The sequence below is a fragment of the Rhodococcus sp. NPDC056506 genome (assembly GCF_042794945.1).
Lineage (GTDB): Bacteria > Actinomycetota > Actinomycetes > Mycobacteriales > Mycobacteriaceae > Rhodococcus_F.
On record NZ_JBHTSW010000013.1, the window covers coordinates 1 to 18,300 of the forward strand.

Annotated in this window: 14 protein-coding genes and 1 pseudogene; 6 read left to right on the plus strand and 9 right to left on the minus strand. The window is 64.2% G+C overall.

The genetic code is table 11. From position 1 onward, the window contains the following. Positions 1 to 235: 235 nt before the first annotated feature. Positions 236 to 1,285, plus strand: a pseudogene (locus tag ACFQ6H_RS13350) (acyltransferase family protein); the annotation flags it as partial. 23 nt (positions 1,286 to 1,308) lie between these two features. Here ACFQ6H_RS13350 and ACFQ6H_RS13355 read toward each other — a convergent pair. The 4 genes from ACFQ6H_RS13355 to ACFQ6H_RS13370 form a co-directional block, all read right to left on the minus strand. Beyond that, positions 1,309 to 5,628: an alpha-(1->3)-arabinofuranosyltransferase family protein gene (locus ACFQ6H_RS13355; protein ID WP_378646680.1), complete on the minus strand. Its 4,320-nt coding sequence runs from the start codon at positions 5,626 to 5,628 to the stop codon at positions 1,309 to 1,311. A gap of 43 nt (positions 5,629 to 5,671) precedes the next feature. Beyond that, entirely contained in the window at positions 5,672 to 5,845 is a 174-nt protein-coding gene (locus ACFQ6H_RS13360) for a DUF2613 domain-containing protein (RefSeq protein ID WP_003945488.1), read from the minus strand. 129 nt (positions 5,846 to 5,974) lie between these two features. Continuing rightward, entirely contained in the window at positions 5,975 to 7,063 is a 1,089-nt protein-coding gene (locus ACFQ6H_RS13365; RefSeq protein WP_378646539.1) for an isochorismate synthase MenF, read from the minus strand. A gap of 45 nt (positions 7,064 to 7,108) precedes the next feature. After that, entirely contained in the window at positions 7,109 to 7,576 is a 468-nt protein-coding gene (locus tag ACFQ6H_RS13370; protein WP_230815001.1) for a universal stress protein, read from the minus strand. Positions 7,577 to 7,678: 102 nt separating this feature from the next. On the opposite strand from ACFQ6H_RS13370, the gene ACFQ6H_RS13375 reads away from it, so the two are divergent. Both ACFQ6H_RS13375 and ACFQ6H_RS13380 read left to right on the plus strand, forming a co-directional pair. Further along, positions 7,679 to 8,857 carry a glycoside hydrolase family 3 N-terminal domain-containing protein gene (locus ACFQ6H_RS13375; protein WP_378646541.1) on the plus strand — a complete coding sequence of 393 codons (1,179 nt, stop codon included), beginning with the start codon at positions 7,679 to 7,681 and terminating at the stop codon, positions 8,855 to 8,857. A 72-nt stretch (positions 8,858 to 8,929) separates the two neighbouring features. Then, a complete protein-coding gene (locus tag ACFQ6H_RS13380) occupies positions 8,930 to 9,529 on the plus strand; it encodes a TetR/AcrR family transcriptional regulator (RefSeq protein WP_003945885.1) in 600 nt (199 codons plus the stop codon). A 120-nt stretch (positions 9,530 to 9,649) separates the two neighbouring features. Here ACFQ6H_RS13380 and ACFQ6H_RS13385 read toward each other — a convergent pair whose 3' ends face one another. Continuing rightward, positions 9,650 to 10,513 carry a MaoC/PaaZ C-terminal domain-containing protein gene (locus ACFQ6H_RS13385; protein WP_378646682.1) on the minus strand — a complete coding sequence of 288 codons (864 nt, stop codon included), beginning with the start codon at positions 10,511 to 10,513 and terminating at the stop codon, positions 9,650 to 9,652. Further along, a complete protein-coding gene (locus ACFQ6H_RS13390; RefSeq protein WP_378646543.1) occupies positions 10,513 to 11,859 on the minus strand; it encodes a 3-oxoacyl-ACP reductase in 1,347 nt (448 codons plus the stop codon). Before ACFQ6H_RS13390 ends, ACFQ6H_RS13385 begins: the two co-directional genes overlap by 1 nt. Before the next feature lie 130 nt (positions 11,860 to 11,989). Here ACFQ6H_RS13390 and ACFQ6H_RS13395 point away from each other — a divergent pair, with 130 nt between their 5' ends. Further along, positions 11,990 to 13,345 carry an acetyl-CoA C-acetyltransferase gene (locus tag ACFQ6H_RS13395; RefSeq protein ID WP_378646545.1) on the plus strand — a complete coding sequence of 452 codons (1,356 nt, stop codon included), beginning with the start codon at positions 11,990 to 11,992 and terminating at the stop codon, positions 13,343 to 13,345. A gap of 294 nt (positions 13,346 to 13,639) precedes the next feature. Further along, a complete protein-coding gene (locus ACFQ6H_RS13400) occupies positions 13,640 to 15,859 on the plus strand; it encodes a VanW family protein (protein WP_378646547.1) in 2,220 nt (739 codons plus the stop codon). 4 nt (positions 15,860 to 15,863) lie between these two features. Here the strand turns inward: ACFQ6H_RS13400 and ACFQ6H_RS13405 are convergent, their stop codons facing one another. The 3 genes from ACFQ6H_RS13405 to ACFQ6H_RS13415 all read right to left on the minus strand — a co-directional run bounded on the left by ACFQ6H_RS13405 (position 15,864) and on the right by ACFQ6H_RS13415 (position 17,663). Continuing rightward, positions 15,864 to 16,847, minus strand: coding sequence for an LLM class F420-dependent oxidoreductase (locus ACFQ6H_RS13405; protein WP_378646549.1), 984 nt, complete (start codon positions 16,845 to 16,847; stop codon positions 15,864 to 15,866). Positions 16,848 to 16,932: 85 nt separating this feature from the next. Beyond that, entirely contained in the window at positions 16,933 to 17,421 is a 489-nt protein-coding gene (locus tag ACFQ6H_RS13410) for a hypothetical protein (RefSeq protein ID WP_378547511.1), read from the minus strand. Beyond that, on the minus strand, positions 17,418 to 17,663 hold the full coding sequence (locus ACFQ6H_RS13415) for a helix-turn-helix transcriptional regulator (RefSeq protein WP_378646551.1): 246 nt from the start codon (positions 17,661 to 17,663) through the stop codon (positions 17,418 to 17,420). The genes ACFQ6H_RS13410 and ACFQ6H_RS13415 overlap by 4 nt, the downstream gene beginning before the upstream one ends. Positions 17,664 to 17,727: 64 nt before the next feature. Here ACFQ6H_RS13415 and ACFQ6H_RS13420 point away from each other — a divergent pair, with 64 nt between their 5' ends. After that, a complete protein-coding gene (locus tag ACFQ6H_RS13420) occupies positions 17,728 to 18,300 on the plus strand; it encodes a nucleotidyltransferase family protein (RefSeq protein WP_378646553.1) in 573 nt (190 codons plus the stop codon).

An 18,300-nucleotide genomic window follows, 5' to 3' on the forward strand; every position in this document is an offset into this window, starting at 1 on the left:
GCCCTCAGCGATCAGAAAATCAGACACTCCTAACCCGTTAAGTCTTTCGAGGTTCCCCAACCGGCACAATATGAGCTGCGCAGATCGCATGGGGCCCCCGATGGACACCATGTGTGGCAGAACACTAACAGTCCACCGGCCCGGTTTGTCGCATGAGGGCATGAATTGGCCAGGCATTTTGTTGCGAGTCCCTGGTGGTTTCCCTCAATCGGCCTGGGGTGCACACTTATCCGTGATGATCAGTTCCACGAATTCCTCTCAGACGGTCCCGCCACAGGCTCGGGGCTTCGTTCCAGCTTTGGACGGTATGCGTGGATTGGCCGCGCTCGGCGTCCTCGTCACCCATGTCGCGTTCCAGACGGGTGAAGCGCAGTCCGGTGCGATCGGGCGCGCGTTCGGCCGACTCGACCTCGCCGTAGCGGTGTTCTTTGCTTTGTCCGGATTTCTGCTGTGGCGCCCCCACGCGGCAAAGGCTCGCGGAATCGGGCAGCCGCAGTCGACCGTCCGGTACTGGATCTCCCGCGCGACGCGCATTCTGCCGGCGTACTGGGTGGCAGTGGTCCTGATCCTGCTGTTCCTGCCCGGCGCGGGCGGGGGCTACCAAGTGTGGCTGGCGAATCTCGGGTTGGCGCAGGTATTCGTGCCGTTGACACTCACCGAGGGGCTCACGCAGATGTGGAGCTTGTCGGTCGAGGTGGCGTTCTACCTCCTGCTGCCGTTGTTCGCTTTCCTGATGGTGCGACTCCGTAGCAACTCGGCCAGGTTCCGGCTGCCGCTTCTGCTCGGGGTCTCGGTCTTGGCCTTGACGTGGGCGTTCATTCCGATTCCGACGCCGGACGCCATCCACCACGACAACTGGCTGCCCGGCTACCTGCCGTGGTTCGGCGCCGGCATGATCCTGGCCGAGCTGGCAGTTGGCCCGTCGACGTGGGTGCATCGCCTCGCGCACCGTCGGGTACTCCTGACCTTTGTTGCCTTGGTCGCCTTCGTTCTCTCGTGCACCGATCTGGCCGGGCCCGAAGGTCTGGTGCGGCCGGAGCCGTGGCAGTACGCGATCAAGATTGCTCTCGGCGCGATCATCAGCTTCTCGTTGATCGCGCCACTGGTTCTGCGCGATCAATCGCAGCATCGGTTCCTGGCCAGTCCCTTGGCGCTGGCAATTGGACGTTGGTCCTACGGACTGTTCATCTGGCACCTGGCCGTACTGAACGCTGTGTTCCCCGTGTTCGGCATAGTTCCGTTCTCGGGCAGCTTCTTCTACGTCCTGGCCCTTACGGTCGTCCTGAGCGTCGCTGTGGCCTCGGCCAGTTACGCGTTGGTGGAGGAACCGGCGCGCGTCGCGGTGACGCGCTGGGAGAAGCGTCGCCACATCGGTGAACCGGCAAAGGGCAACGCGGCCAACCCGGTCACGACCAAGGCCACCAACATCGAGAACTGAATCGCGAACGAGTCGCCCACGTAGCCGCCCGGTGCCCGCCACGGTCCGGTCGAGAGCAGCGTGATGCCGATCATCGCGGCCACGCCGGCGGTGCCGACGAGAATGCGTGCGGTCCGCGCCGGGCCGAAGATTCGCAGCGCGGCAAGTCCGAGGATCGAGCACACAACTGCGATCGCCGCTCCCACTCCGCCGCCGATGACGGTGGCCGCCGCGAGTACGCCCACCCATCCCGCCGCGACGCTGCGCCACGGTCGGGGCGGTGGGAGGGGCTTGGACTCTCGGCGAGCGGGGACAAAAGCTGCGAACAGCAGCGGGATCAGCAACACGAGCCCGCCGAAGATGCCGAGGCGGTACCAACGGTCACTGGGGAAGTCGATGGTGACGGTTCCCGCGGTGCCTGCCGGCACGATCCAGCCCTGCTGCCATCCGTTCACGACCACCGGCGTCAGTTCGGAACCGTCCGGCGCCGTGGCGATCCAACCGATACTGGTGCTCTCGGGATTGACGATCAGCTGATCGGTGGACGAGTTCGTGACGGTGAGTGCGCGGTGATTCGCTGTCCACGCGCTCGATTCGAGCGGTGTATTCCGTTGCGCGGCTGAAGGACCGACCGCCGTCAGGTCGAGGTTGTCGACCGAGAACGCCGGGCCGGGTTCGACGACCACCTCGGGCTGTCCAGCAGGCAGGGGCGTCGACGCGTTCGGGCCGCACGCAAGTGCCTCGATCGGTGCGCCGGTGCGTAGCTGCGCCGCCGTCGCGGTAATCGAGGTGGGGAACTGCTGTCCGGCAACCGAAATGGTTGGGCCGTCGCCACACGGGACGGTGACGGTGCGGTTGTCGAGTGCGTCCGTGTCCTGCACTCCGGAATCGGCGATCGGGGTTCCGTCGGCGCCGATGACACCGACCTCGGCGAGGCCGGTGGGCTGCGCCTGGGCGAAGCCGAGTGCCGTTTGATCGAGGACGGGTTCCCAATCTGTGACACTCAGGACGATCTTGTCGGTGACATAGGGGGAGAGGAGAACTCGACTGGTCTGAGGTGTTTCGAGGTCTCGGACCTGCGGGCCGTTGCCGAGGTTCACTGCGACGCTGGTCGGCAGCGACGGGAGGGTGCCGAGCCCTCGCGTGATGTCCAGACCGGTGACCAGTGTCGGCTCGGGGAGAGTAAGTGTCAGAGTCGGTTTCGGGCCGCCGGGTTCGGTGGTGCGCTGCGGCGCCGACCACGTGGTGCGTGCGTCGCCGTCCGTGGCAGCGAAGGCAGATCCGCGGGTGTCGCCGATGTCGCTCGAACCCGAAGCCGTGATTCGGCCGGGGACGGAAAGGAGGTCCTCGAGGGCGTTTCCTTGACGCGCTCGGACAGTCAGTTCCGGTGCAACCACGGTGTTTTCGGGAACCGAGAGCGTGCGCTGGAAACGGCTGGGCTCTTCGGGTATCGCCATGAACGCATTGCTGCATCGCATGCGGTCCGTCGAGTCCGCGCACGCATTGCGGCCGGGGAACTCCTGGCTCAGATTCCAGGCGTTCACGGATGTGCCTGACGGCGTACTCGGCAGGACCGTGTCGAAACGGATCGGTACGGTCTTCGGCGCATTGCGGTCGGAGAAATCCTCGACGGAGAGTTCACTGATGCCGAACTGTGTTCCGGGTGAACCGTTTTCAGTGTGAGTCGCCGTGACGCGCACCCACGGCGTATTGCCACCCGGGATCGAGACAGTGATGGGCTCGCCCGGACGCTCCACCTTCACCGCCGTGCTGCCGTTCGGTGTGGAGACCTCGAGCCATTTGACAGGGGCGCCGATTGCCGCGGCACTGGTGGTCAGGTGGAGCAGGCCACTGGAAATCGGTGCGTCGAAGTCGATCTGCAACCACTGACCCAGTGCTCGTTCGATGCCGTTGCTGAACCAACCGGTGGCCGGATCGCCGTCGACCGTCGATGCGGGGCTACTCGACGGCGAGGTGCCTCCCAACTGGGTGGCGTCGGAGGCGGCGCTGGAGACGGTGATCGAAGCGCCGCTCCAACGGCCTTCCACGAGAGGCGTGTTCGCAACCGGATAGTCGGGAACGAAGTTGTAGGTGCGACGAGCGTCGTCGGGGGTGCGTAGCGCGGAACTGTGGTTGTCGACCTGACCGAAATCGGTTTCTCGATCGCGTGGGGTGTCGGTGACGGTGACCGAATCGACCGGCAGTCCCGCAGCTTCGGCGTCGGCCGCCAGGATCATCGGCCCGGTCCCCGGAACCAGTCCGCTTTCGTGAAGGCGCACAGTCGATTCCGGCCCGCCTTGAACGCGCGGAACCTGGTTCAGGGCTACGGAGTACGGTCCACTGACCGCCGCGGTGCCGTCCGGCGGGGTGACCTCGAAGATCTCGATGGCGGGGTAGCCGGGGCGCAAATCGCTGTCTGCGACCAGACCTTCGATCGGTTCGGGGCTGTTGTCCTCACCGAAGTGCGCGACTCGTTCGATTCCAGGAGAGCCTTCGACCGCTTGATGCACGAGAATCGGCCTGGCTGAGCGCGACGTTTCACCGTCGAGGTCGTTGCGCATGACCAGGTAGTGGATGCCCTGCCCGAGCAAGGTCTGCGCGAGTCCGTCCGACGGGCGTCCGTCGGCGATCAGACGTTGCACCGAATCGAGCGCGCGAATCGCGCCGGGCGGGGTCAGCGGGACCGAATCACGCACTGCCCACGGCGTACTCGCCAATGCCTGAAGCGGCTCGTCACGCGTCAGGCCCCAGACCTGGCTGCCGAATGGCGCTCCGGGGACGACCAGGGCACGTTCTGCTTCCGATCCGGGTGAGGTGTTGTCCTCGAGCCACTGCGCTGCTTCGTTCCAGTACGAGGGGACGTCAGGATACGCACCGCGGGGAGCGAGCTTTCCCGTCCAGGCCAAGGCGGTGGAGAGGGTGAGGGCGACAAGGATCAGGCTGGTCAGTGCGACCATCGGTTCGCGCTCGGGATGGGCGAACGCGCGTCGCCATCTGGTGAGCGGAACCGATCCCGGTAGCGGCACTTTGGCGAGTAGATGTGCGAGTCCGAGCACCAGCGGCAGACGGACCAACGGCTCGAGCTTGTGGACGTTGCGCAGCGGAGCGCCTGCCGAGTCGAGGAACAGGCGCACCGACTCCGACACGGGCGAGCTGAGTTCACCCACGTATCCCGCGGCCAGGCCGGTGATACCGACGAAGAGGATGAGCGTCAGCCTGCCGCGAGCAGGCATGGACCGCATGCAGAGCCCGGCGAGACCGGCGGCGGCAACCAGACCGGTGGCGACGACTGCTGCGGGCTGGGTGACCAGTACGGCGCCGGCAATGCGTTCGGGGGAGACGAACGGGGTCCAGCTGTCCGTGCCGCGAAGTATCTCGGCGAGCGATGCCCACTGAGTGGTGACACCGGCGGACTCGATGTAGTCGAGGAACGGTGGGCTGATCTTGCCGAGCAGCAGGAGCGGAACGATCCACCACAGGGTGCCGAGAGCGACGAACAGGGCCCACCAGGCGGTGAACGTCAGCCACGTTCGGTTGGGTTTGTGCGAGAGCCACCAGATGATCGCGACAAGGCAGGCCGCGGCGGTGGCGACGGCATTGATCGAACCCATGAGCGCGACGGCGAGGGCGGATTGTGCGGCCAACCGCCTCAACCCCCGTGAGCGGTTAGGGAGTCCAGGGACTCCGTTTCCACGCACAGGGCCGAAGGCCAAAACCACCGGCAACAACACCCACGGCGCCAACATCATTGGCAGGGTTTCCGAGGAAATCGAACCGAGCGTGGTCAGTACGCGGGGAGAAAGAACGAAGGCAACCGCTGCGATGACGCGCGAACTACGGCTGCCGATTCCGAGAGCCTCGGCAACTCGGATGATGCCCCAGAAACCCGCGATCAGGAGCAGAGCCCACCAGATGCGCTGGGTGATCCACGGCGGAACGTTCGCCAACTCGCCGAGCGCGAAGAACGGCCCGTGCGGAAAGAAATATCCGTAGGCCTGGTTCTGAACCTGGCCGAGCGGGGCCTGACTACTCCATTGATGCGACGCGCGTTCGAGGAAACCGAACGGATTCTGCGTCAGGTCGTACTTGGTGTCAGCGGTGATCAGACCCGGCGATTGCAGAAAAGTGAGAAGAAACGCTACGACGGAGGCGCCGAACAGCCACCGCTTCGACAGGGGCTCTGCCGACGGGGCGGTGTCTACCGAAGACACCGCTGCGTCGGCGGAAGAACGGGAACTCGCGAGGCCTGCGCTCTCAGCGGCTGCCGTACTCAACCTGGTTCAGCACGGAAGAATCTGCGTTTCCGCTGCGGTCGATCTCGGGACGAGTGTTGTCCGACGCGGCGGCCGTGACACCGAAGATGACGCCGGCACCCAGAACGGCACCGATGACAGCGCTGGCCACACCGGGGACAAGGAACTTCGTCATCGCGGATCTCCCAATTGGTCGTTAGTCGGTCGTTCGCGGTCGGACGGACTTACCGGCCCGTACGAACTGCTCGGGTCAAGGTATCACCCGCACTCGAGAATCCGGACGATTACCCTCGTGACGTGCTGGTCAGTCGAGGGTTTCCGCACCGAGCGCGGTCAACAGGGTGCGCAGTTTCGTGGACGTTTCGTCGAGCTCGTCCTGCGGGTCCGATTCGGCGACAATTCCGCCACCCGCGCTGGCCCAGGCACTGAGGCCGTCTGCATTGATCTCGGCGCAGCGGATGGCAACCACCCAATCTCCGTCGCCGGCATCGTCGCACCAGCCGACGGCGCCCCCGTAGAAACGGCGTGGCTCCTCGGTCTCGCGGATGACTTTCAGCGCCGCGTCAGTGGGCGTTCCGCACAGTGCCGGCGTCGGATGCAGGGCGATAGCGAGGTCGAGCGCAGTTGTGTCGTTTCGCAGCGTGCCGCGGATCGGGCTGGCCAAGTGCCAGACCTCGTGGGTATTGGTCAGCTCGGGTATCGCCGGTACCGACAAATCACTGCACATCGGTTGCAGGATCTCGCGGATCCATGAGGTCACGAAGGCGTGCTCGGCCAGGTTCTTCGTCGAATGCAGAAGGCTCTCGCCTGCCTCGCGGTCTCGATCGGCGTCACCGGACCGCTTTGCGGTCCCGGCCAACGGGCGACACGTCACGACGCGCCCGCGTCGACTGACCAACACCTCGGGCGTTGCGCCGACCAGGCTGTGGCCCTCGAATTCGGCTCCCGCCGCAGAGAGATCGACGGCAAAGGTGTTGGCGACGGGATTGAGCGCCGCCATGCGTGCGGCGAGCGCAGCCGGGGAGATCGGGGTCTGCGTCCGAAGCTCCACAGTGCGAGCCGCGACAACTTTGTCGACCTCTCCACTGCGGAGGCGTCCGATCAACTTTTCCACCCGACGAAGATGCTCCGACGACGACGGGATCTCTCGGCCCACCCGGGTCGTGGGCAGCGGCTGGGGATCAACCGGTTGCCACGGCCTGGGCGTGATCGTTGCCTCGGCAGGCTCGTACAACGCCGTTGCGGCAGCCGGGTCGAATGGGAGAGCACCGACGATCAGCTTTGCCGAACCTGCCGACAGAGCGTTGGCGGCCGCGTCGGAGCTGTCGAAGCTGCGTCGTACGCCGCGGGTGACAACGCTGTGATCGGGGCGCGAGAGAACAAAACCGTCCATGGTGCATTCGACACTAGTCGGCCGGGGATCAGGAATGCGCGAAGGTCACTTCCCTGGAGGGACGATCAACACCGGCCGATGACTGTGACGCAGAACATGATCCGCGACGCTGCTCTGCAATAGCGACCGCAAACCCGTCGTACCGCGGGTGCCGGTCACGATGATGTCGACGTCCAATTCGTCTGCGGTTTCGACGATTGCAGACCAGATCGCGGATCGGCACTCGGCGCTCCTACCTTCGACGGTCAGGCCCGCGGCTTCAGCCAGCGCGACGCCCTCGGCGAGGGTGACTTTGGCGTCGGTGTACGCGATGTCCTCGACGTCGTCGTCGGGAACCCACTCCGGTTGCATCACCCCGGACAGGCCGGACATGCGAGCGGCCTGGCGGACCATCGGCTCCCAGGCGGTGACGAGAACAGCACGATTGGCGGAGAGGAAACGCCCCGCATAGTTGACGGCGCGCTTGGCGTTGTCGGAACCGTCGTACGCGATGAGCATCAGACCTTGTGGCATCACGACCTCCTCGTCAGCGGGGGGAATCGGTTCTCTTCCAGGCTACCGTCCCGATGTGCCCGTGAGGGAGTGTATGGGTACCGGGTCCGTTACGGTCGAGGTATGCGGATCAAGTTTCTGAAGGCTGCGACGACCATTGCTCTATGCGGAGGGTTGGTTGCGGGATGCTCAGGCGAAAACGGGACCGCTGATCCTGTTTCGAGCGCCCCGACCAGCACCAGCACCGAGATCACGTCGACGCCTGCGGCATCGAGCTCCGCACCCGTCGCCGCGTCGTGCGGTAGCGACCTTCTGGCCTCGCTGTCCCTGCGTCAGAAACTTGCCCAGCTGCTCAACGTCGGCGTCACCGGGACCGACGACGCGTTGTCGATAGTGCAGAACGAGGAGATCGGCGGCATCTTCGTCGGAAGTTGGACCGATCAGTCGATGCTCACCAATCGCGAAGTGCCGCAGGTTGCTTCGGCGTCCAAGTTGCCCCTGATGGTGACGATCGACGAGGAAGGTGGACGGGTCTCCCGCGTCGCGGACATCCTCGGACCCGATCCGTCGGCCAGGGAAACTGCGCAGACCATGACAGTGGAACAGACGTACCAGATGGCGCTCGAGCGTGGACGCGGTTTGAAGGATCTCGGGATCACGGTCAACTACGCACCCGACGTCGACGTCAGCAGCCAACCCGACGACTCCGTGATCGGTGACCGCTCGTACTCCGACGACCCCCAGACCGTGGTTGCCTACGCCGGTGCGTACGCGCAGGGCATGCGCGACGCCGGAATCTTCCCGGTGATCAAGCACTTTCCCGGGCACGGCAGCGCGTCGGGTGACTCGCACCGCGGTGAGGTGACCACGCCGCCGCTGCAGGATCTGGTCGCGTCGGACCTGATTCCCTTCCGCGAACTGTCGGGAACCGGAGTCGGTGTCATGATGGGTCACCTCGAGGTTCCCGGTCTGACCGAGCCCGGCACGCCTGCCAGCATCAGTCCCGCCGCCGTTGCGTTGCTTCGCGACGGAGTGGGTTACGGCGCAGCGCCGTTCACCGGTCCGGTGTTCACCGACGACCTCAGCGGTATGCAGGCGATCACCGACCGATACGATATTGCCGACGCAGTTCAGGCTGCACTTGCGGCAGGAGTCGATCAGGCATTGTGGCTGACCACCGATGACGTACCGCGGGTTCTCGACCATCTCGAGCAGGCCGTCGCGTCGGGTGCGCTTCCGCAGGCGCGAGTCGATCAGGCCGTCGTCACGGTTGCCGCGGCTAAAGGTGCCGTGACCTGCTGAGTCGAAGCTGCGATTCGACGCACAATCTTACCGTAGAGTAAGATCGACATTTACCCTGTGGTTGGAGGAAGCATGGCCGGCGGTACCAAGCGACTGCCACGCGCAGTGCGTGAGCAGCAGATGCTCGACGCAGCTGTGGACGTGTTCTCCGACAGGGGGTTTCACGAAACTTCGATGGACACCATCGCGGCCAAAGCCGAGATCTCGAAGCCGATGCTGTACCTGTACTACGGCTCGAAGGAAGAGCTGTTCGCGGCGTGCATTCATCGTGAAGGACTTCGCTTCCTCGAGGCCCTCGCCCCGGCCGGCGCGCCAAACCTGACTCCGCGTGAACAATTGCGCGCCGCTCTCGAGGGGTTCCTCGGGTTCGTGGGCGCAAACCGCAAGTCGTGGATGGTGCTCTACCGTCAGGCCGTCGGGCAGCAGGCTTTTGCGGGAACCGTGCAGTCCAGTCGCGATCGATTGATCGAGTTGACCGCGCATCTGCTCGAGTCCAGCACCAAGGATCCGGATGCCGCGCACGATTACGGGATCATCGCCATCGCGCTCGTCGGCGCCGGTGAGGCGGTAGCCGACCGGGTCGCGGGTGGGGAAATCGAAGTGGATGCCGCAGCGGACCTACTCGAATCCCTCGCGTGGCGCGGTCTGTCGGGCAAGAAGAAGTCCGAATAGCCCTCAAACCAAACCACATCGCGTGAACGTATCGCTCCCCTTGTTGAACAAGGGGAGCGATACGTTCACACTGTCGGGGCGGGGTCGGAAACGCACCAGCCCAACCAGTTCAGTCCTGGGTCAGCGCAGCGTCGCCGTGACGTGCGGGTAACCCTTCTTCGGGTGACGCAGTGACAGATCCCAGCCGTCATCGGTGCGATCAGCGTAGGCATTCAGCGTCGCCGGTAGCAGGATCGGCTTGCCGAAACGCACGCTGTAGGTGACCTTGTCCGCGACGGACCCCTCGACAGTCCGCAGAACTGCCGCGGCACTCCACATTCCGTGAGCAATGGTCTTCGGGAAACCGAAAGCCTTGGCGCCCAGGGACGAGACGTGAATCGGATTGCGGTCGCCGGAGACTGCGGCGTACTTGCTGATCGTGGTCTGGTCGACGCGGATGGTGCTCATCGGCATCGGCGGGACCTCGTCGGCCTTTGGCTCCGGTCCGGGCTGGCCGGACAGCGAGGTCTTCTGCTGGTTCAGGAAGCTCGAGGTCTGCCGCCAGACCAGTTCCCGTCCCACCCGAATTTCGGTGACCACGTCGATCAGCAGGCCCTTGCGGTGCTCACGCAAGTTCTCGGCGTGCACCGAGAGGTCCAGCGGTTCGCTGACGGAGATGGGCCGCAGCGATTCGATGACGTTCTCGGCGTGGACGGAACCGACGGCGGCGAAGGGGAAGTCCTTCGACACCATCAGCTTCATCACGGTCGGGAAAGCCAAGGTGAAGGGATAGGTGATCGGCAGAGTGTCGCCGAACCGCAGTCCGGTCACACGGCAGTACGCCGCCAGATTGTCGGTGTCGACCTTCAATCCGGTGAGGGTGAAAGTCTGTTGTGGCACCGAGTGCGAGTTGGACTTGTTCCACGGCAACAATCCCAGTACCGCGCGGGAGTAGATGTCGAGGGTCTTCGGCTGTTCGGTGAGCGCGACGGTCTTTGCTGCCATCATGCGCCCAGAAGGCTCTGGCCGCAGACGCGAACGACCTGTCCCGTAACGGCATTGGAGGCCGGACTCGCGAAGTATGCGACGGTCTCGGCGACGTCGACGGTCTCGCCGCCCTGCAGGAGCGAGCTCATGCGGCGGCCGGCTTCGCGGGTGGCGAAGGGGATGGCTGCGGTCATGGCGGTCTCGATGAAGCCCGGTGCGACGGCGTTGATGGTGATGTTCTTCTTCGCCAGGACGGGAGCTTCGGCGTGAACGAGGCCGATGACGCCGGCCTTGGAGGTGCCGTAGTTGGTCTGGCCGCGGTTGCCCGCGATGCCGGCGATGGAGGAGACGTCGACGACGCGGCCGCCTTCCTTGAGGGCGCCCTTCGCGACGAGGTGCTCGGTGATCTTCTGCGGTGCAAGAAGATTGACGTTCATGACCATGTTCCAACGGCCCTCGTCCATGTTGGCGAGGGTCTTGTCGCGGGTGATGCCGGCGTTGTGGACGATGATGTCCGCTCCGCCGTGACGCTCGAGGAGATGAGCGGCGAGGACCTCGGCTGCGTCGGCTGCCGTGACGTCGAGAGCGAGGGACGTGCCGCCGACCTTGTTCGCGGTCTCGGACAGCGCTTCGCCGGCGGCGGGGATGTCAGCGCAGACGACGTGCGCGCCGTCGCGGGCCAGTACCTCGGCAATGGTGGCACCGATGCCGCGGGCTGCGCCGGTGACGACGGCAACCTTGCCTTCGAGCGGCTTGTCCCAGCTTGCGGGTGCGACGGAATCTTCAGCACCGACGACGATTACCTGACCGTCGACGAAGGCGGACTTGGCCGAAAGGAGAAAGCGCAGAGTCGATTCCACGCCGGAGAGTCCGGTGGACGCCTTGGGGGAGACGTAGACCAGCTGAGCGGTGGAGCCGCGCTTGATCTCCTTGCCGACGCTACGGGTGAAGCCTTCGAGGGCGCGCTGAGCGACATGCTCGTCGACGCTGGACGTTTCTTCCGGCGTCGTGCCGAGAACAACGACGCGAGCCGACGGTGCGAGGTTGCGGATCACGGGCTGGAAGAACTCGAACAGCTGCTCGAGCTCGCTGACCTGAGTGATTCCGGTTGCGTCGAACACGAGTCCGCCGAAGCTGCTGTCGTGCGCCTGAGCTGCCGGGTAATCGGAAAGCAGTACGCGCAGTGGTTCCGCGAGCCGGCCCTTGCCGCCGATGAGGACAGGTCCGGCGAGTGCGGGTTCCCCTGCTTTGTAGCGACGCAGGTTCTCGGGCCTGGGCAGGCCGGCCTTCGACGCGATGAATGCGCCGGGGGCGGACGAGAGGAACTGTGAATAGAGGTCGGGAGCTCCCTTGCTGGCTGCCACGGTCCTACCTTCTGTTGTGTTTCGGGTTGTCTCTCACCGGGCAATCTGAAGAATGCGGCGATAGACAAGTAACTTACTACTGAGTAAGAATAGTCTTCAACAGGTAATCGCACCATCCTTGGAGACGCAAGTGACAAGCAAAGCCCGTTCAAATGCAAAGCCCGCCGCACCGCGCACTGCACCGGCCGCAGCCGCTGCGAAGTCCGCAGGTCAGCGCCGTCCGGTTGCGATCGTCGGCGGAAATCGCATTCCGTTCGCACGCTCGGACAAGGCGTACGCACAGGCGTCCAACCAGGACATGTTCACTGCGACGCTCGACGGTCTCGTGAGTCGGTTCAATCTGCAGGGCGAGACGCTCGGCATGGTCGTCGGCGGCGCCGTACTCAAGCACAGTCGTGATTTCAATCTCATTCGCGAGTCCGTTCTCGGCAGCGCGCTGAGCCCGTACACGTCGGCGTACGACCTTCAGCAAGCGTGTGGCACCGGACTGCAGTCGATCATCGCCGTCGGCGACGCCATTTCGGCTGGCCGCATCGATTCCGGCATCGGTGGCGGCACGGACACCACGTCCGATGCCCCGATCGGCGTCAATGATCAGGCACGCGAGTTCCTGCTCTCCCTCAACCGCGCGAAGTCCACGGGCGACCGCATCAAGCTGCTCGGCAACGTCCGTGCGGGCATGCTCGGCCTCGAAATTCCGCGCAACGGCGAGCCTCGCACCGGCAAGTCGATGGGCGACCACGCTGCGATCACCGCCAAGGAATTCGGCGTGAAGCGCGAGGACCAGGACGAACTTGCCGCGGCCAGCCACAAGAACATGGCAGCTGCCTACGACCGCGGTTTCTTCGACGACCTCGTCACCCCGTTCCTCGGTCTGACCCGGGACGACAACCTCCGTCCCGGTTCGACCGTCGAGAAGCTGTCGACGCTCAAGCCCGTATTCGGTACCAAGCTCGGCGACGCGACGATGACGGCCGGCAACTCGACGCCGCTCACCGACGGTGCTTCGGCAGTGCTCCTCTCCACCGACGAGTGGGCAGCCGAGCGCAATCTTCCGGTTCTGGCGCACCTCGTCGATTCCGAAACCGCTGCCGTCGACTACGTCCACGGCAAGGACGGGCTGCTCATGGCTCCCACGTACGCGATCCCGCGTTTGCTGGCCCGCAATGGCCTCACCTTGCAGGACTTCGATTACTACGAGATCCACGAAGCCTTCGCTTCGGTGGTTCTCGCAACCCTGCAGGCTTTCGAATCCGACGAGTACTGCAAGGAACGCCTCGGCCTCGACGGCGCACTGGGGTCGATCGACCGAAGCAAGCTCAATGTCAACGGATCGTCCTTGGCTGCAGGTCACCCGTTCGCGGCAACCGGTGGACGTATCGTCGCTTCCCTCGCGAAGATGCTCGCCGAAAAGGGTTCGGGCCGCGGCCTGATCTCGATCTGTGCCGCCGGCGGCCAGGGCGTCACGGCGATTATCGAGCGGTAATCGCTCCACAATCTCCCCACGCGTGTGAAAACTGCGCTCACCTGCAGTGATCGGCGCGAGGGGATGCGTAATCGGGGATCCGGCCACGAGGGGTGGCCGGATCCCCGAACTCTTTGCAAACTTTTTCGCGAAGGCGTGTAACGCTGCAGAATAGCTACCGATATTCATGACAGCCCCGTGTTGCTGCCTGACCCCCGACCTGGCAGCAGCGCGGGGCTCTCGTATGTCCGGATATCCTGTGTTGAGTTGTCGGTGAGCGCCGCAGCGACGGTTGATGCAGCGAGGAGCCAACAGGTGAGTGACGAAGAGGGTCCGTCCGTCGAGAAGACGAACAGCGAGGACTCGTCCCTCCCAGAGCAGGAACTCGAGTCGGTCGAGGAACCTCAGGCGGTCGAAGAGACCGAGTCGGTCGAGGAACCCGATACCTCAGAGGACACCGAGCCAGTCTCCGAGGCTGAAGCAGGAGAGCCTGAAGCAGTAGAGCCTGAAGCAGTCGAAGCGCCAAACCCTGTCGACGAAGACGCAATCGATTCCACGGAACCGACAGTCGACGAATCGGCAAACGAGGTCACCACCGTCATCCCTGTCGTCCCAGCGGAGGACGCACCGCCGACGGAAGTAGTCGACTCGGCTCCGGCGACAGAAGCCATCGACGAGCAGACACAGCAGTTCGAGCCTCCAGCAGTGGTGGTTCCCCCGAAGCCGCCGCGCCCCGAGTTCGTGCAGCAGTACGACACGCAGCAATTCGAACCCATCCAGCAGCAGTACGAGCCTGTTGTCCGCGAACCACAGGTAATTGCACCCCCGCCACCGCAGCAACCAGTGGCGCCCGCTCCGGCGTCTTCCCGCAAGTGGGTCAAACCGGCGATAGCAGTCGGCGCCATCTTTGCCGTCGCAGTGATCGCCTACGGAGTGGACATCTTCACCTCGTCCGGGAAAACTCCCCGAGGCACGCAGGTCGCCGGGGTCGACATCGGTGATCTCACGCCCGCCGACGCGGAGGCCACGCTGCGCGCCCAACTCGGCCCGAGGCTCGTCGAACCTGTAGCCGTACATGCCGGCGGCGTCGACTCCGAGATCGTTCCCGCATCTGCGGGTGTGGACGTCGACTGGTCGGCGACGCTGTCGGGCGTGAACGCTCAGCCCATCAACCCGATCACCCGCATCACGTCGTTCTTCGGCTCCCGCGAGGTTCCGGTCGTGTCGACCGTCGACCAGGGGGCGTTGGACGCCTCGATGTCGCAGCTTGCGGCGAACAGCGATCGTGCGCCCGTCGAAGGTGCAGTCATGTTCGAGGACGGTAAGGCGACGGGTGTTTCGCCCGCCGCTGGCCAGGCGCTCGAAGCGCAGCAGGCGGGCGCCACCTTCGCCGCCGAATGGTCCGATGGTGGCGTCGTCGATCTTCCGGTCGACGAGGTTCCGGTGACGGTCACTCAGGCTGGTGTCGATCGCGCACTGCAGGAGATCGCCATTCCAGCTGTCTCGGGTGACGTCGTGGTCAACGGCCGTGACGGCAAGGTCGCGACGCTCGGCGTCGATCAGATCGGCGAGGTTCTGACTTTCACACCCGACGGCTCGGGTGGGCTGACTCCGCAGTACAACACGGATGCCGCGATCAAGATTCTGACTCCGCAGTTGGTGTCGACGGAAGTGCAACCCAAGGACGCGTCGTTCACCTTCGCCGGTGGCAAGCCGACGGTTGTGCCTGGTGTTGTCGGAGATCTGATCAACTGGCCGGACACGGTCAAGGAACTCCCGGTTCTGCTGGGCAGCACGGCTTCTCGGGCAACCCCTGCCGTGTACGGACCGGTTCCGCCGGCGCTGACCACCGAAGCCGCGAACGCACTCGGCATCAACGAGGTGATCGGCGAATTCACCACCGGTGGTTTCGAATACGCGTCTGGCGTCAACATCGGCCTGGCTGCGTCGGAGATCGACGGTGCGGTAATCAAGCCCGGGGATACGTTCTCGCTCAACGAGTACACGGGCCCGCGCGGTGCAGCTCAGGGATACGTCGAGTCGGGGATCATCAACAATGGTCGCCCGGACAAGGCTGTCGGCGGCGGTATCAGCCAGCTCGCGACGACGCTTTACAACGCGACGTACTTCGCCGGCATGGACGACGTCGCGCACACCGAGCACAGTTACTACATCTCGCGGTACCCGGAGGCTCGTGAGGCGACAATCTTCGACGGTGCGATCGACTTGCAGTTCAGGAATCCGGCGAAGACCGGCGTGATGATCGAGACGATTGCGACGTCGTCGAACATCACCGTTCGGATCTGGGGAACCAAAACCGTCGATGTCGCTTCGACGACCGGCCCGCGTACGTCGCCGACGTCACCGAACACCGTGACGTTGCCGGAGGGGCCTGGTTGTGTGGCTTCGAGCGGTGCGCCCGGATTCACGGTCAGCGACACTCGCGTGATCACCGACCACGCGAGTGGCGCCGAGATTTCCTCGAACACCCGGACCGTCAAGTACGACCCGGTGCCGATCGTGAAGTGCGAGTAGGGAACTACTTGCCGACGAGTGGGCCGAGGGTGCGGCCAGCGAGGTCGACGATGCCTGGCTCTTCGCCGTTGGTGATCAGGTTGATCACGACGCCGTCGATGCCGTGGTCGAGGATGCGCGTCTGAACCTGCTCGGCGACGTCGTCCGGGCTGCCGACGAAATGACGTTCGGTGGCCTTGGCGACCACGTCTTCCGGCGCCGTGGTGATGTCGAGACCACGTTCTGCGAGGAACGTTCGCTGATGCGCGCGAGCCTTGTCGCCGTCCTCGTCGATCATCATGAACGTGAGGAAGCTGGTCTCGAGTGTTGCGGGATCACGATCGGCTTCGTCGCAGCGTGCCGCAAGTGCTTCCATCTTGCGCGGCAGTTCCGACGGGTCGCAGATGATGTTGAGGTGATCCGCGAACCGAGCGGCGAGGCCGAACGTCTTCTTCTCACCGCCACCGCCGAGCAGGATCGGCAGGTCGTCGCGGACGCGGGGCTCGTTGATGGCTTCCTTGACGTGGTACCACTTGCCGTCGAAGGTGGGACGCTCACCGCGGAGCATCGGCGCGATGATCTGTAGTGCTTCGTCGAGTTTCTGGAACCGTTCGGTGAAAGTTCCGAACTCGTATCCGAACGAATTGTGTTCGAGTTCGAACCAACCGGCGCCGATGCCCAGGATGGCCCGACCGCCGCTCACCACGTCGAGGGTGGTGACGGTCTTGGCGAGCATGGGTGGATTGCGGTAGGTGTTTCCCGTGACCAGTGCAGACAACTGGATGGTCTCGGTGGCCGTCGCCAGCGCGGAGAGCGCCGAGTAGGCCTCGAGCATCGGGGCGTCCGGCGCTCCGATTCCGGGGAGTTGGTAGAAGTGATCCATCACGAATGCAGTGTCGAAGCCTGCGGCTTCGGCTTCGCGGGCCTGCGCTATGACGGTGGGGAAGAGGTCCTTGACCGGACCGCCGTAGCTGAAGTTGGGCATCTGGTATCCGAGGCGAGTGCTCACCGATTCGACGTTACTCGCGATCGGTTGACCTGGCACGATTTTACCAACTCTATGGATTCTGTTGTGCTGGGCAGACTTCCGGAATTCAGAGAAGTTCTTCGGCCGCTTCGCGTCGCTTGGCTCGCTGCTGGTGAAGCTTGACTGCCGCGATTGCGATGCCGCCACCGACAATTCCGCCGACGAGAGCGCCGACCCAGGTAGACGATTCTTCGTAGGAATCGAATTCGAGACGGGCCATGATGCCGACTGCGGCGACGAGGTACAGCGCGATGCTGATCACGACCCGGGGGCGGTTGTAGTTGGACAACACGTAGACATCGACGTCGCACCGAAGTGCATAGATAATCGTGATCACTGAGCCGAACAGTGCGACGATCAGCAGCGCGAGCGAGATCCACGCCCCTGTTCGGCCGGCGACCCAGGGCAGAATCGCCGAGCTGACGAATATTGCCCAGAAGACACTCTGGAGTCCCACCGCCGAGGCTTCGTTCCAGACGTCGCGCTGACGCTCGTCCTTGTAGAAGTCGTCGTCCAGATCTCCGACGAACCGCATTGCCTTCATCATGGTGCTCATGCCGTCTCCTCTGGAATTTCTGCGGTGAGTGCCGATTCGGGTAGGGGAAAGAGCGTTTCGACGGTGGTCCCCAGCGCCAGTGCCAGGCGAAGTGCCAGGTAGACGCTCGGTGCGTAGTCGCCGCGTTCGACGGAGACGATGCTCTGTCTGCTCACCTGACCTGCCGTGGCCAGTTGTGCCTGGGTGAGGCCGGCGAGGCGTCGGTGCTCCCGCACGTTGTTGTCGCCAGCCTTTCCAGTCATGGGAAAAGTAAAGAATACTTGTCATATAATGTCAAGTTTGCTTGTCATGTGGAAAGCTGACGGCATGCGTGAACGATTTCTCGAGATCGCCCTGGCAAATCCGGTGGTCGCTACGATCGTGGATCGGGCACCGCAATTGGAGTTGGCTGAGTGGTACCTGACCGCGGGTGGGCTCTTCCAAACCGTCTGGAATCACATCGACGGCCGAGACCTCGGCGCCGGAATCAAGGACTACGACCTCTTCTATTTCGATGCCGACGATCTGAGCTACGAAGCGGAAGATCGCGTGATTCGTTCGGCCGCAGAACTGTTCGCCGATGTGGATGCCGATATCGAAGTGCGCAACGAAGCCCGCGTGCACCTGTGGTACGAGCAGCATTTCGGCATTCCCGGCGTTCCGTTCACCGGCTGCCGCGACGCCATCGACCACTTCGCCTCCACAACTTGCTGTTTCGGGATCACAAAGGGAGCAAGCGGCACTGTGGACGTGTATGCCCCGCATGGATACGACGATCTCTTCGACATGATCGTCCGCCCCAACCCGGTGCTGGCGCCGAGAGAGGTGTACGAGGCCAAGGCGGCACGGTGGCGCAGGGAATGGCCTGCGCTGACCGTGGAGCCTTGGACCGAGACCTAG